11 protein-coding genes are annotated in these 13520 nt (G+C 58.5%); all 11 read right to left on the bottom strand.

The features are described from left to right. Positions 1 to 97 precede the first annotated feature (97 nt). The 11 genes from HNQ50_RS21385 to flgF all read right to left on the bottom strand — a co-directional run bounded on the left by HNQ50_RS21385 (position 98) and on the right by flgF (position 13480). Entirely contained in the window at positions 98 to 364 is a 267-nt protein-coding gene (locus tag HNQ50_RS21385) for a type B 50S ribosomal protein L31 (protein ID WP_184103453.1), read from the bottom strand. 344 nt (positions 365 to 708) lie between these two features. Beyond that, entirely contained in the window at positions 709 to 1965 is a 1257-nt protein-coding gene (gene rho, locus HNQ50_RS21380; RefSeq protein WP_184103450.1) for a transcription termination factor Rho, read from the bottom strand. Positions 1966 to 2190: 225 nt separating this feature from the next. Then, the gene (trxA, locus tag HNQ50_RS21375; protein ID WP_184103447.1) at positions 2191 to 2517 is read right to left on the bottom strand and encodes a thioredoxin TrxA; all 327 of its coding nucleotides are present in this window, start codon (positions 2515 to 2517) and stop codon (positions 2191 to 2193) included. A 213-nt stretch (positions 2518 to 2730) separates the two neighbouring features. Then, positions 2731 to 4083, bottom strand: coding sequence for a DNA repair protein RadA (gene radA, locus HNQ50_RS21370; protein ID WP_184103444.1), 1353 nt, complete (start codon positions 4081 to 4083; stop codon positions 2731 to 2733). A 97-nt stretch (positions 4084 to 4180) separates the two neighbouring features. Next, positions 4181 to 5560: a flagellar hook-associated protein FlgL gene (flgL, locus tag HNQ50_RS21365; protein WP_184103441.1), complete on the bottom strand. Its 1380-nt coding sequence runs from the start codon at positions 5558 to 5560 to the stop codon at positions 4181 to 4183. A gap of 148 nt (positions 5561 to 5708) precedes the next feature. Continuing rightward, the gene (flgK, locus tag HNQ50_RS21360) at positions 5709 to 7901 is read right to left on the bottom strand and encodes a flagellar hook-associated protein FlgK (protein WP_184103438.1); all 2193 of its coding nucleotides are present in this window, start codon (positions 7899 to 7901) and stop codon (positions 5709 to 5711) included. 132 nt (positions 7902 to 8033) lie between these two features. Beyond that, positions 8034 to 8951: a flagellar assembly peptidoglycan hydrolase FlgJ gene (flgJ, locus tag HNQ50_RS21355; protein WP_184103435.1), complete on the bottom strand. Its 918-nt coding sequence runs from the start codon at positions 8949 to 8951 to the stop codon at positions 8034 to 8036. Between the two features lie 1002 nt (positions 8952 to 9953). Continuing rightward, positions 9954 to 11057 carry a flagellar basal body P-ring protein FlgI gene (locus tag HNQ50_RS21350; RefSeq protein WP_184103432.1) on the bottom strand — a complete coding sequence of 368 codons (1104 nt, stop codon included), beginning with the start codon at positions 11055 to 11057 and terminating at the stop codon, positions 9954 to 9956. Positions 11058 to 11080: 23 nt separating this feature from the next. Further along, positions 11081 to 11773, bottom strand: a complete 693-nt coding sequence (locus HNQ50_RS21345) for a flagellar basal body L-ring protein FlgH (protein ID WP_246428818.1) — start codon at positions 11771 to 11773, stop codon at positions 11081 to 11083. A 90-nt stretch (positions 11774 to 11863) separates the two neighbouring features. Beyond that, positions 11864 to 12649, bottom strand: a complete 786-nt coding sequence (gene flgG, locus HNQ50_RS21340) for a flagellar basal-body rod protein FlgG (protein WP_184103429.1) — start codon at positions 12647 to 12649, stop codon at positions 11864 to 11866. Positions 12650 to 12742: 93 nt separating this feature from the next. Further along, on the bottom strand, positions 12743 to 13480 hold the full coding sequence (flgF, locus tag HNQ50_RS21335) for a flagellar basal-body rod protein FlgF (protein WP_184103426.1): 738 nt from the start codon (positions 13478 to 13480) through the stop codon (positions 12743 to 12745). Positions 13481 to 13520: the final 40 nt, after the last annotated feature.

The raw sequence follows: 13520 nt of genomic DNA, 5'->3' as shown, positions 1-13520 counted from the left end.
CGGGGATTCTAACCGCCAAAGCGCGGGAAAGGACAGATACAAAAAAGGCAGCCTTGAGAGCTGCCTTTTTTGTGATACACACAACAGCGGTGCTGAATCAGCCCTTGTTGCTGGTGTACATGCCGTATTTCTGACGGAACTTCTCGACGCGGCCAGCGGTATCCAGAACCTTTTGCTTGCCGGTGTAGAACGGGTGCGATTCGGACGAAACGTCCAGACGCACAACCGGGTATTCCTTGCCATCAGTCCACTTCATGGTTTCGCCGCCACGAGCAGTCATGGTGGAACGGGTCAGAAACTTGAAATCAACGCTGGCGTCAAAAAAGATAACGTCTTTGTATTCGGGATGGATACCGTCTTTCATTTTACTTTCCTTTTTACATGAGCGCGCCGGGGTTGTGCCGACGCAAAACGCGCATTATGTCAGTCCCACCCATTCACCGCAAGGAAAACCGCAGTAAACCGGACAGAAAAAGGCACAAAATACGCAAGCAGTTCAAGACTTTGAAGCCCGAACCCGCAAAACAGTCCCAAGGTGTTACTGCCAATGAAAAACCGGCGGTATAAACGCCGGTTTTTCATTCATCCACACAAGCAGCGGAAGCGGTGCAGAAAAACGCCCCGACAAGGCAAACCAGCGCAGACAGTACATGCAAGTACGGCAAGCTGGTTTAACGCTGTCAGGGCGTTTTTATGCGCCGCGCCAAATCAACGACGCATGGAGTCGAAGAAATTGGAGTTGTTCTTGGTTGCCTTGATCTTGTCCTGCAGGAACTCCATCGCTTCCAGATCATCCATCGGGTAGAGCAACTTGCGCAGCACCCAGATCTTTTGCAGTTGTTCCTGCGGAATCAACAACTCTTCACGACGCGTGCTGGAGCGGTTGATGTTAATGGCCGGGAACAAGCGCTTTTCCGCCATGCGACGGTCAAGGTGGATTTCCATGTTACCGGTGCCCTTGAACTCTTCGTAGATCACATCATCCATACGCGAGCCGGTGTCGATCAACGCGGTGGCAATGATGGTCAGGCTACCGCCCTCTTCGATATTCCGGGCGGCACCGAAGAAACGCTTGGGACGTTGCAGTGCATTGGCGTCCACACCACCGGTCAGCACCTTGCCAGAGGCCGGCACTACGGTGTTGTAGGCGCGGGCCAGACGGGTGATGGAGTCCAGCAGGATCACCACATCTTTTTTGTGTTCCACCAGGCGCTTGGCCTTTTCAATGACCATTTCAGCCACTTGCACGTGGCGCGTTGCCGGTTCGTCAAAGGTAGAGGAAACCACCTCGCCCTTCACCGAACGCTGCATTTCGGTCACTTCTTCCGGACGCTCGTCAATCAAGAGGACGATCATGACTACGTCCGGGTGATTGCTGGTAATGGCATGCGCAATGTTTTGCAGCATGACGGTTTTACCGGATTTCGGCGGCGCCACCAGCAATGCGCGCTGACCGCGGCCAATCGGCGCAATCAGATCAATAATACGGCTGGTGACGTTTTCTTCTGCCTTGACGTCGCGCTCCAGCTGGAGGCGTCGGGTCGGGAACAGCGGCGTCAGGTTTTCAAACAGGATTTTGTGCTTGGCGTTTTCCGGCGGCTCGCCGTTGACCTTGTCGACCTTCACCAGCGCGAAGTAACGTTCGCCATCCTTGGGGGTACGAATCTCGCCTTCAACCGTATCGCCAGTGTGCAGATTGAAGCGACGAATCTGCGACGGGCTGACATAGATGTCATCCGGACCGGCAAGGTAAGAGGTATCCGGGCTGCGCAGGAAACCAAAACCATCGGGCAGCACTTCCAGCGTACCATCACCGAAAATGCTCTCGCCCTTTCTCCCCTGGTTTTTCAGCAGCGCAAAGATCAGATCCTGCTTGCGCAGACGGCTGGCGCCTTCGATTTCGTTGGCGATAGCCATGTCGACAAGTTCAGAGACATGGTGATGTTTTAGATCGGACAAATGCATGCGATTGGGCCGTTGCTGTGAAGCAATAAGAAAAATAAGGGAGAGAGAGAGACGTACCGATAAATACGAATTGCGCCGTGGCAGAAGGACTCTGGCACGCGCAGTAACGCCGTAAGGGTATACGGCGTAAACTTGCACTGTCAAGCAACCAGCGACACAAGGGTGTCGCTGGTGTTGCGTGTTCAATACGCTTGGGCCCGGAAAACATCCCGACCCGGCAAAAGCTTACAGGTTGCTGTCAAGAAATGCGGTCAGTTGCGACTTGGACAGTGCGCCCACCTTGGTGGCCTTCACTTCGCCGTTCTGGAACAGCATCAGGGTCGGGATACCACGGATGCCGTACTTCGGCGGGGTGCCCTGGTTTTCGTCAATGTTCAGCTTGGCCACTTTGAGCTTGCCTGCATATTCGCCGGCCACTTCGTCCAGGATCGGGGCGATCATCTTGCAAGGACCACACCATTCGGCCCAGTAATCGACCAGAACGGGGGTTTGCGATTTCAACACTTCAGTATCAAACGAAGCGTCGGTGACGTAAGAGATGTGCTCGCTCATAAGGTTCTCCAGGCGTTGCGGGTAACGGTGCGATATCAATAAACAGACCACCGGTGGCGCCATGCAACCGGTCATTGGCGACTATGCTAACGGATGCTGTCGCAAAATCCCAATCAATTTGATTCGTCTGGTTGATACAAAAATACTATGGGGCCGCAATAGTCGATTTCAAGCGCCCTGCCCGGTCACACCGCTGTCACTTTTTCCACAACATCATAGTGCGGCTTCCACCGCGTCGGATAATCGCTCTACGGCGGTCACGGTCATGCCTTCAATGGGCTGGCGCGGACGGTTGGCATGCGGGACGATGGCATGGGTAAAACCGAGCTTGGCCGCCTCACGCAGGCGCTCCTGACCACGTTGCACCGGGCGCACCTCGCCTGCGAGGCCAACCTCGCCAAAGATCACCAGTTTTTCTGGCAAGGGGCGGTCTTTGAGCGATGAAACGATGGCCAGCAAGATCGCCAGATCGGCCGCCGGCTCGTTGATGCGCACGCCACCCACGGCATTGATGAAGACATCCTGGTCAAATACCGCAACGCCGGCATGGCGATGCAGTACAGCCAGCAACAAGGCCAGCCGGTTTTGTTCAATCCCCACCCCCAGGCGCTTGGGCTGGGGTGCATGGGTGTCATCGACCAGCGCCTGGATTTCCACCAGCATGGGTCGGGTGCCCTCTTGCGTCACCAGCACGCAAGAACCTGGTACCGGTTCGCGATGCTGGCTCAGAAACAGCGCTGATGGATTGGTGACCTCTTTAAGGCCACGATCGGTCATGGCAAAAACGCCCAGCTCATTCACCGCGCCAAAACGGTTCTTGATGGCGCGGATCAGCCGGAAGCTGGAATGCGTGTCGCCCTCAAAGTACAACACGGCGTCGACGATGTGTTCCAGCACGCGCGGCCCGGCCAGTGCGCCTTCCTTGGTCACATGACCCACCAGCAAAATACTGATCCCGCTACGCTTGGCAGCACGGGTCAGTTGGGCCGAGCACTCGCGCACCTGGGCCACGCTGCCAGGCGCCGAACTCAGCGCTTCCGAATACAAGGTCTGGATTGAGTCAATCACCACCACCTGCGGCTTTTCCCGATCCAGTGTGGCAAGGATTTTTTCCAGGTTGATTTCTGGCAAGAGCCCGACCGGCCCGTTGGCCAGCTGCAAACGACGCGCACGCAAGGCGATCTGCTCGGCAGATTCTTCGCCGCTGACGTACAGCACGCGGACCCCCGCCGACATCTGGGTCAGGGCCTGCAACAGTAGCGTGGATTTACCAATCCCCGGATCGCCACCAATCAGCACTACGCCACCGGGCACCAACCCCCCGCCAAGCACGCGGTCAAGTTCGGCAAGACTGGTCGGCGTGCGGGGCAGGTCAATGGCCTCCACATCCGATAACTGGCGAATGGCACCATCGGCCGCCAAAGACTGAAACCGCGCAGGCGCCGTGGATTGCGCCACCGCTTCGGTCAGCGAATTCCAGTCCCCACAATGCGGGCACTGGCCCTGCCATTTGGGTGAAGTACCGCCGCAGGACTGACAAACAAACAGGGATTTGATTTTGCTCATGCCCGCTATTAGAACATGAGCGCCGCCCTGGGCGCTGCGCCCAAAACAAAAACGGGCTCCGCAGAGCCCGTTGGCGAAGCACCCGCAGCGCGGATGATCAGGAGATGTACTGGAACAAGCTCAGGCCAGCCACTTTGGAATACGTCTGGCGCGCCGCTTCCAGTGTGGTCTGGTTCTGCGTGAAGTCACTGATGGTCTGCGCGTAATCCAGCCCGTTCAGGTCGGCAATGGTCGAGCTATACGCCAGATTCAGATTGGAGTTGGTGCTCTGTTGCTGGGTCGATTCTTTCTGCCATGCGCCAATGTTGGCGTTGACCGTCACGGCCGTATTGAGCGTGTTACCCAGCGCAGAAATCACGCTGTTGAGCTGGTTCTGGAACGCAGCCTGCGCCGTGCCGGAGGTATCGGTGGCGTAATTGGTCAGTGCGTTAGAGAAATTCTTGATGGTGGTAAAGACATCCTGATTGGTACTGGCCGCCACATTGAAACTGTCACCGGCCTTGGGTGTGCCAGTCATGTTGATGCTGGCGCCAAAGTTCCAGTTGGCGATCAACGGTGTGGCCGGATCACCCGGTTGCTGCGACAACTGGATGTCACCACCATCGTTATAAGCGCGCGGATAAGCACCGGTACGCGCGCCGGAGGTGGTGTAGTCATAGCCATCCAGCAGTGACTTGTTGTAATTGGGGTTAGCCGTGCCGTTAGGCAAGGTCTGCAAGTTGTCCACAATGTCGTAGGTCACTGTGGGCGGGGCGCTGGGGTCTGTGGTGTTAGGCTGGGTCTGGAAAACGATGTTGAAATTCTGATCGTTAGTGGTCGAATTCCATTGCGATTTGTCCAGCACCGTCCCCGCCCCAATCAGGCCGGTACCGGTATTGGTGGCTGCAGCGGTATCGTTAAATGTCCCGTTACCGTTCTTGATCTGCTGGAAGATTTGCGAACCTGCCAGCGACGTGGGCAGCGCGCGCGAGCCGGAAATCTGCACTTGGCGCTGGCCTTGGTCGCCGTTGTAGGTCACGTTGCCGAAACTGGTTTCGGTAAACGGTTTAACGCTGCCCTTGTAACCCGAGAACAGATATTGACCGCTGCCATCCGTAGCATTGGCAAGGCCCAGCAGTTGCTGGTAGTTGCCCAGCAATTGCGCATTGATCGCCTGCTTGTCAGAACCGGTTTGCGAGGCATTACCCGCCTCAATGGCCAGCGACTGGATATTCTGGATCGCAGTGATGATGGAGCTGATATTGGAGCCTTGCAGTTGCAACGCCGAATCCGCCGATTGGGCGTTGGTGTTGTACTGCGTGGTCAGATCCTGCGATTGGGTCACATTCAACAGGCGCGCAGAACCCACCGGATCATCTGCCGGCGTCAGGATTTTGCGACCCGTAGAAAGCTGCTGTTGCAGCTGATTCTGCTGATAGGTCAGCATATCCAGATTCTGCGTGTTCAGATTGTAGATGGTGCTGGTTGCAATACGCATGTTTCAAACCCCTGACGCCGCCGACCCACCAGGTTGATCCTGGCGGCTCTCGCCGACAACTGGCATTAACTGGAAGTTCATCGCGCCGGCGCTGGCCGGCACATCAATTCTGTCTGTCTACCTGTATATCGGCAGAAAACGGCCAGACTTAACTGATATTCACGATCGACTGGAACGCTTCCTGGGCAATCTGGATCACTTTACTGGCGGCCTGATAAGCCTGCTGGTAGCGCAGCAGATTGGCGGCTTCCTCATCCAGGTTGACGCCAGCCAGCGAATCCCGTGCTGTCTGGGCATTGGTCAACACCGTGGTCTGGGCCTGCGACATCACCTTGACCTGGTTTGTCTCGGTCCCGATATTGGACACCATATTGCTGTAGGCGTCCTGATAAGTCACCGTACCGTTCAGCAGTAATTTGGAGGTCTGCAGATTACCCAGCGCCAAAGCGTTGCGGTTATCCGAAGTGCCGGCCACCGTCGGCCCGACCGTAATGGAGTCACCCGTCGCCGGCGTGCCATTGAGCACCATGTTCCAGCCGTTGTAGCTGACCGTCATGCCGGCGGTATACGTCTGCGCGGCAGTGGTCACGCCGGTTGTGCTATCCGTCAGCGTGTAGGTAGTTGGGGACGTGAAATTGAGCGTCACCGGGTCTTTCAAAGCCGGGTTGATCGAGCCGCTGGTCGTGCTGGTCGGCGGGGTGGTGACCGTCGGCTGCGTCAGCGTAACCGAACCCGTATTGTTGATGTTGGCATTCGCCGTAATCGGTGCTGCCGCTGCCACCAGCGAGGGGTCAGAGGTCGCCACCGACATGCCGGAAATCAAATTGGCCACGGGTTGCACATTGAAACTGTCGCCCGCATTCATGGTGCCGCTGGCAATGCTGACCAGGAAACCATCCGCCCCGACCGGACCCGCCGCCACTTGTGCAGCGGTAAACGTGGTCTGCGTGTTGTCGGACAAACGCGTCATGGTGTAATTGGTGCCGTCGTAGCTGAACTTGTAATTGCTGGTGGTCAGCTTGGTGGCATCGCTGATATAGCCGGTGAGTTGCGCGTTACCGGTATTGAGCGAATTGGCATTGACCGAACCCAAGGCGGGCGGGAACGAGAACGTCCCGGCACCGCTGGCCGCCGGCGTGCTGCCCGACTGCAAGGTCACACCCAATCCGGTAAAGCCGGCCGTCATCTGTGCGCCGGTAATGGTCGCGGTCGAATTATCGGTCAGCCGCGTCAGCGTGTAATTGCCGGAGGCACTGTCATATGCCAGCGAGAAGTCAGACTGCGGCGTTGGCGAGGATGCCGTCGGCAGGCTCACGTTGACATTCACGCCATTGACGCTGGCTGTGAAATTGGTGGCACTCGGGTAAGAGAAAATGTTCTGCCCGATGTTGCCGTTCAGATCCTGCCCGGCCTTTTGCTGCGCATTGAAGGTTTGCGCCAGACCAATGGCCGTCAGGTTGAGCGTGTTCTGCGCCAGCGTCAGCGAATTGTTGCGGAAATCCAGCAGCCCTTGCAGGCTGCCACCGGCCAGCGAGTTATCCGGCAAATAGACCGTGGTGTTATTGAGTTTGTACGCCACCGAAATATTGGCCGGATTGGCTGGCGATTGCACCGCCGCCAACTGAAACGCACTCCCACCCACGACCACGTTCTGGCCATTGCCAATGAACACGTTCAAGGTGCCATCACTATTGGTGACGGTGGTGGCTTTCACATACTGGTTCAGGTTCTGTACCAGTTCATCGCGCTGATCCAGCAAATCGTTGGGCGGCTGCCCGGAGTTGCCCAGCACGGAAATCTGCGAATTCAGATTGGCAATCTGGGTGGTGATGGCGTTGATGCTGTTGACGGTATCGCTGATCTGGCCGTTGGTGGTGGTCGCTTCCTGTTGCAACTGGGTGTTGAACGTCTGGAAACGGGCCACCAGCGTTTGGGCCGACGTCAGCATTGCCGTGCGCGAAGGCACATCTGACGGATTGCTGGACACCCCCTGCACCGAGGTAAAAAAGTCCTGCAGTGCCGGCGACACACCCGCGGTCGGGTCTGCCACGATGTTGTCGATGTCCTGCAATTGGGACAGATAGGAAGTCAAATAACTGTTTTGCGACGTGGCCGATTGCAGATTCTTGGTCAGGAACTGGTCATATGCGCGCTTGATGGTATCGACCTGAACACCCATGCCCACAAAGCCGCTACCCGTTTGCTGCGGGTAAGGCGCACTTTGCACGATGCTCTGGCGCGAATAGCCGGGCGTGCTGGCATTGGCGATATTGTGGCCGGTCGTCACCAAGCCCAGATTCGCCGCGTTCAGACCCGATACGCCGATACTGAAAACACTCATTGTCCTGCTCCATACTTGTTCGCGGCAGCTGGTTTACCCACAACCACCGCTTTCACCTGATATCGGCCAGCCAGCCCGATTCTTGACCGCATCGACCGGTCAACCGCCCGGTCGCGTTCAACTTTTGCCCGTTCAGGCGTCACCCGCACCGGCCATCTGTCTTTGCACGCGGGCAGCCACCAGAGCCAGCTTGCCCGCATAAGACGGGTCTGTGGCATAGCCTTTGGACTGCAACGCCGTGCCATACCCTTTTGCATCGCTCCCCGAACCCACCGCATCACTAAAACGCTTCTTGATGATGCTGGCGTAATCGCTCATGGCATCTGCATAAGAGTCATACGCGCGAAATGTCTCGGTCTTCTTTTGCGCCACACCATTCACGTATTCCGTGGTGGTGACATCTGCCGTCTTGCCTTGCCAATCCTTGCCGGCCTTCACACCAAACAAGTTATGCGTATCCTGGCCGGCGGCATCGGTGAGCGGCTTGCGGCCCCAACCGGTTTCCAGCGCGGCCTGGGCCACCAGTACATGCGGCGAAACCCCTAACGTGGCGCTGGCCGATTTGGCTGCATTGCCAATCTTGTCGATAAACGACGAGGTATTGCCGCCGTCACCGGCATCTTTTGCCGCCCCCGCTGCCGCTGTTGCCGGTTTGGTGGTCAGCGTGCTGCTTTTGCCAAACGGATTGGGCGGAGTGTGCCAGGCCTGCTTCAGCAAAGACGGATCTTGTTGAATGCTGATCTGCCGCACGATGGCATCTGCCAACCCAACCCCACCATGCGCCGACATGTTCGACGCAATCTGCTCGTCATACATGCTGCGAAACATGCTGGACGCCGGCGAGCTTGAGAGCGTGTCGTACTGCGGCGTCGCGTCGCGCATGGACTTGAGCATCTGCTGCATCAACAGCGCTTCGAACTGCTGCGCCACGGCTTTGACCCCGGCCTGCGAATTGGTATTGGCAGTCTGGCGCAAAGCAGTGATGCTGTTCGGATCAGAGGCTAAGGCTTGCGCCAGATTACTGCGGCTGGCCGGGCTGTCTAACGTCATGGGGTCGTATACACGGTGGTGTCTTTGTAGCTGTATGAAGCAATCGGCGTGCCAGGGGTGTCTTGGGGGGTTAGCGCCTGACGGCGCGGGTTTTAAAATCGTTTGATACCGGCGGTGGCCGGAGCACGTTACTTTTCTTTGCTTCGCCAAAGAAAAGTAACCAAAAGAAAGGCGACCCCAGCCTGCCCCCTGGTGGGTACCCCCACAAAGGCGTTGGTGTACCAGATGACAGTTGCAGCGGGGTGGCGGCCCTCCGGGCTGCCCTCGGTTGGTCGGGAGCCCAAGGTCTCCCTCCACGCCCTCGGCGCTTGGCTTTAATGGGGGAGAAAGTCAAAAGCAACGGCAACGGCCAATTCAACGCGCGTCCCACTAACTCGTCATTCCGGCCTTGAGCCGGAATCCAGCTGCGATGTTTGCATGCCGCCAAGGTGAGTTCGGAGTGATGGTGGTCCTCCACCGCAAGCAGCCCGTGGGGCTGCGCACTGGATTCCCGCCTTCGCGGGAATGACGAGGTGGTGGGCAAGGTAAATCATTCTTGCGAGCAGGAGGTTGGCAGGGGTGGCTTTGGTCTTTGATGTTGCTTTTGACGTACCTCCCCTCCGGCAGCGCCGAGCATCGCAGCGGGGCCCGGGGCTTCGGCGTAAGGGTGTTTGAGCCCGCAGGGCGAGTTCCTGCCCCTTGGTGGGTACCCCCGCAAAGACACAGGCGCACCAGATGGTCGTTGCAGCGGGGCTGGAGCCCGCCGGGCCAGGCGAGAAGCACAGGGAACCCACGCAGTGGGCGCTGTCGCAGGGTCGCCTTTCTTTTGGTTACTTTTCTTGGGGCCGCCGAGGCTGGCGAAGCACCTCGGCGGCCCCAAAGAAAGTAACGTGCTCCGGCCACCGCCGGTATCAAAAACCAACCGCGCCGCAAGGCGCCAATACAAATACCTCAACCCCCCAAAAAAAACGCCCGACCCCGGGGGTGGGTCGGGCTGACGTGACGCGGCAGGGGGATACCGCGTCAAATCACCTCAAGGTCAGCCTTGAGGCTGCCGGCCGCCTTCATGGCTTGTAAAATCGCCAGCAAATCCTGGGGGGTTGCGCCAACGGCGTTGAGGGCGCGCACGACGTCACGCAGGTTAGAGGCCTTGGGCAGGCGCACGATATTGCCCTTGTCGGCTTCAATCTGGATATCCGCATTCTGCACGCGGGCAGTACGGCCACCCGCCAGCGGTTGCGGTTGCACCACCGTGTTCATGGCGGCAATGGTCACGGTCAGATTGCCGTGGGCCACCGCGCAGGGGTCAACCTGCACGGTCTGGTTCATCACAATAGAACCGGTACGGGCATTGATGATGACTTTGGCGGCGACTTCCGCTGGCGTCACATCCAGCCCTTCCAGCCGGGAGAGAAACGCCACCCGCTGGTTGCTGTCTTCTGGCGCACGCACCTGGATCACCCGGCCATCCTGCGCGGAGGCAATCGGGCCAAACTGGCTATTGATGGCGGTCACCAGGTTGCTGGCGGTGGTGAAGTCAGTGTGTAGCAGTTCCAGCTGCACAAAATCCCCCTGCCCCACACCGCCTGGCACCGAGCGTTCCACCGTAGCGCCATCCGGAATCCGCCCGGTCGCCAACTGGTTGACTTGCGTGCTGGAACCGCCTGCCGATGCGCCTGCACCGGCCACGACCACGTTGCCCTGGGCCATGGCGTAGATTTGCCCATCCACACCCTTGAGCGGGGTCAGCACCAGCGTGCCGCCACGCAAAGACTTGGCGTTACCGATCGACGAGACCGTGACGTCCAGCGGCTGACCGGGGCGGGAGAACGCGGCCAGATTGGCCGTGACTGTCACCGCCGCCACGTTCTTCAATTGCAGGTTGCCACCGGTGGGCACTTGCACACCCAGGTTATTGAGCATGTTGATCACCGATTGCACGGTGAACGGGGTCTGAGTCGTCTGGTCGCCACTGCCATCCAGACCGACCACAAGGCCGTAGCCAACCAGCTGGTTGGGCCGCACGCCAGCAATACTGGCAATGTCGCGCACCTTGTCGGCCTGGGCGATACCCGCCGCCAGCAGCAACAGGGCACACAGGAAGAAGCGCTGGAAAAGATTCGTCATGGTCATGGTTTTCACGCGCACTCTTAGTAAGGCATCACACTGAGGAAAAAGCGCTGCAGCCAGCCCATGGTGGTGGCGTCAGCCAGTGCGCCAACGCCCAGTTGTTCGATCCGCGCATCGGCCACTTTGGTCGAGGGGATGGTATTGCCGGCCTGAATATCGGTCGGGTTCACAATGCCGGTCAGGCGCAGCGTGTTCACATGGCCGTTGATGGCGATCTGTTTTTCGCCGCCCACCTGCAGATTGCCGTTGGCCAGCACCTCAATCACCGTCGCGGAGAGCGAGCCAGTAAAGGTATTGGTGTTGTCGGTCGAACCATTACCGGCAAACTTGTTTTCGTTGCTGGTGCTCATGGTGGCGCCCATGAACTCACGCAGGTAGCCTGGCATGCCCGGCAAGGAACCACTGCCGCTCAGGCTGAGCGAACCCTTGCGATCGGTCGAGGTATCGACCTTGTTGGTGGCCGAGAGGTTTTCCGCAATGGTGATGGTCAGCACGTCGCCAATGCGTTTGGCGGTGCGCTCTTCAAACAACTGGCGGGAGTTGGCGGTCTGGAAAATCGAACCCTGGTTGTAGTTCGATTGCAGGGAAGGCTCTGGCCGCACTGTGGTCGGCGCCGTCACAATCGATTTGGGTTGCACCACCGCGCAGGCGCCCAGCGACAACGTGATCGCTGCCAGCATCAGTCGCACCCAGGATGATTTGCTCACTGCCATGTTCATGCCCTTCTCTCATACCGTCTTGCTGCCCACGGCCGGGGTGGCCGCGGGGTTTACCGCATTAGTGTGTGGCTGGCGTGATGCCGTTTACATCGATTCCAGCTTTTGCAGCATCTGATCCGATGTCGTCACCGCGCGCGAGTTGATTTCATACGCGCGTTGCGCCTGGATCATGTTGACTAGCTCTTCCGTCACGTTGACGTTAGAGGTTTCCACATAACCCTGGTTGATCGCCCCCAGACCGTTGGTGCCTGGCTGGCCTGCGGTCGGCGCGCCAGAGGCATTGGTTTCCAGGAACAGATTGTCGCCAATCGCCTGCAAACCGGCCGGGTTGATAAAGGTGGCCAACTGGATCACACCCAGCGTGATCGGTGCGCTGGCGACATTGTTCACAATGGCGGTGACGGTACCGTCTTTACCTACGGTGACCGAGGTCGTCCCCGCTGGCACTTGCAGCCCCGGGTTGAGCGCTTCGCCGCCGGCGGTCACCACGTTGCCCTGGTTATCCAGCTGGAACGAACCATCCCGCGTGTACGCCGTGGTGCCATCCGGCTGGGTAATCTGGAAGAAACCCACCCCGTTGATCGCCAGATCCAGCTGACCTTCCGTGTTCTGCAAACTGCCTTGCTCAAAAATCCGCGCGGTGGCGACAGTACGCACACCGGTACCCAGTTGCAAGCCCGTGGGCAGGCTGGTGGTCTGGCTGGTGGCGCCGCCCGGCTGACGCAGGTTCTGGTACAGCAAATCTTCAAAAATCGGACGCTCTCGCTTGTAGCCGTTGGTAGCCACGTTGGCGAGGTTATGGGAGATCACGTCGACGTTGTTCTGCATGGCATCCATGCCCGTCTTGGCGATCCACAGTGAACGCATCATTGTGTGTTCTTCCTTGTTTTAATCCTGCGGTACAACCCTGGGTACGCTCTGGCGGGTGATCCCGGACCGTCCCTCATGACCTGTTACTGCCAATTAGCTTGTGAACTGGATGACCGAGGCCACGGCGCGGGCGTTGGTATCTGCGGTCTGGATCAGTTGCACCTGCATGTCGTAATGCCGTTGCGAGCCAATCATGTTCACCAGTTCATCTACCGTGTTGACGTTGCTGTTTTCCAGCGCATCCGGGGCGACTTCAACGCTGTCGTCCGGCTGGGCGGCCGAGCCATCCCGCATGCGAAACAGACCATCGCTGCCCTTGTACACATCCGTACCGGCCGGGTTAACCAGCTTGAGCCGGCCCAGGTCGGTGGTGGCAGACGGGTTATCCAGCGGTGTGCCACTGATGGTGCCGTCAGAACCGAACGAGATCCGGGTGTTGTCCGGTACGGTGATCGGGCCGTTTTCGCCCATCACCACCAGCCCGGAACGTGTCTTGAGCAAGCCGGAAGAATCGATCTCGAAACCACCATTGCGGGTATAGGCTTCGCCCGTGCCGGTTTGCACCGTAAACCAGCCGTCGCCGTTGATGGCGGCGTCCATATCACGACCCGTGCTCTGGATCACGCCCGGCGAGAGGTCTGCCCCGGTCGACTGCGCTACTACAAAGGCACGGGTCTGGGCGCCTTCGCCCAGCACCGGCACTGCCCGGAACGCATCAAGGTCAGCCCGGAAACCTGGCGTGGCCGCATTGGCAAGATTGCTGGAAACCGTGGCTTGCCGTTGCATGGATTGCTTGGCGCCGGTCATGGCCACGTAGATCAGTCTGTCCATTAAGCTCGATTACCCTTGTACGTCGATGACATCAAACATC

This window comes from Silvimonas terrae (assembly GCF_014202765.1).
Taxonomy (GTDB): domain Bacteria; phylum Pseudomonadota; class Gammaproteobacteria; order Burkholderiales; family Chitinibacteraceae; genus Silvimonas; species Silvimonas terrae.
The sequence above is the reverse complement of the archived record's forward strand: the minus strand, read 5'-3'. Positions and strand labels throughout refer to the sequence as shown.

Excerpts from the sequence above, each read along its gene's own strand:
- trxA (WP_184103447.1), bottom strand. The coding sequence starts at position 2,517 with ATGAGCGAGCACATCTCTTACGTCACCGACGCTTCGTTTGATACTGAA.
- rho (WP_184103450.1), bottom strand. The coding sequence starts at position 1,965 with ATGCATTTGTCCGATCTAAAACATCACCATGTCTCTGAACTTGTCGAC.
- flgJ (WP_184103435.1), bottom strand. The coding sequence starts at position 8,951 with ATGACGTTAGACAGCCCGGCCAGCCGCAGTAATCTGGCGCAAGCCTTA.
- flgG (WP_184103429.1), bottom strand. The coding sequence starts at position 12,649 with ATGATGCGTTCACTGTGGATCGCCAAGACGGGCATGGATGCCATGCAG.
- HNQ50_RS21385 (WP_184103453.1), bottom strand. The coding sequence starts at position 364 with ATGAAAGACGGTATCCATCCCGAATACAAAGACGTTATCTTTTTTGAC.
- flgL (WP_184103441.1), bottom strand. The coding sequence starts at position 5,560 with ATGCGTATTGCAACCAGCACCATCTACAATCTGAACACGCAGAATCTG.
- radA (WP_184103444.1), bottom strand. The coding sequence starts at position 4,083 with ATGAGCAAAATCAAATCCCTGTTTGTTTGTCAGTCCTGCGGCGGTACT.
- flgF (WP_184103426.1), bottom strand. The coding sequence starts at position 13,480 with ATGGACAGACTGATCTACGTGGCCATGACCGGCGCCAAGCAATCCATG.
- flgK (WP_184103438.1), bottom strand. The coding sequence starts at position 7,901 with ATGAGTGTTTTCAGTATCGGCGTATCGGGTCTGAACGCGGCGAATCTG.
- HNQ50_RS21350 (WP_184103432.1), bottom strand. The coding sequence starts at position 11,057 with ATGACGAATCTTTTCCAGCGCTTCTTCCTGTGTGCCCTGTTGCTGCTG.
- HNQ50_RS21345 (WP_246428818.1), bottom strand. The coding sequence starts at position 11,773 with ATGGCAGTGAGCAAATCATCCTGGGTGCGACTGATGCTGGCAGCGATC.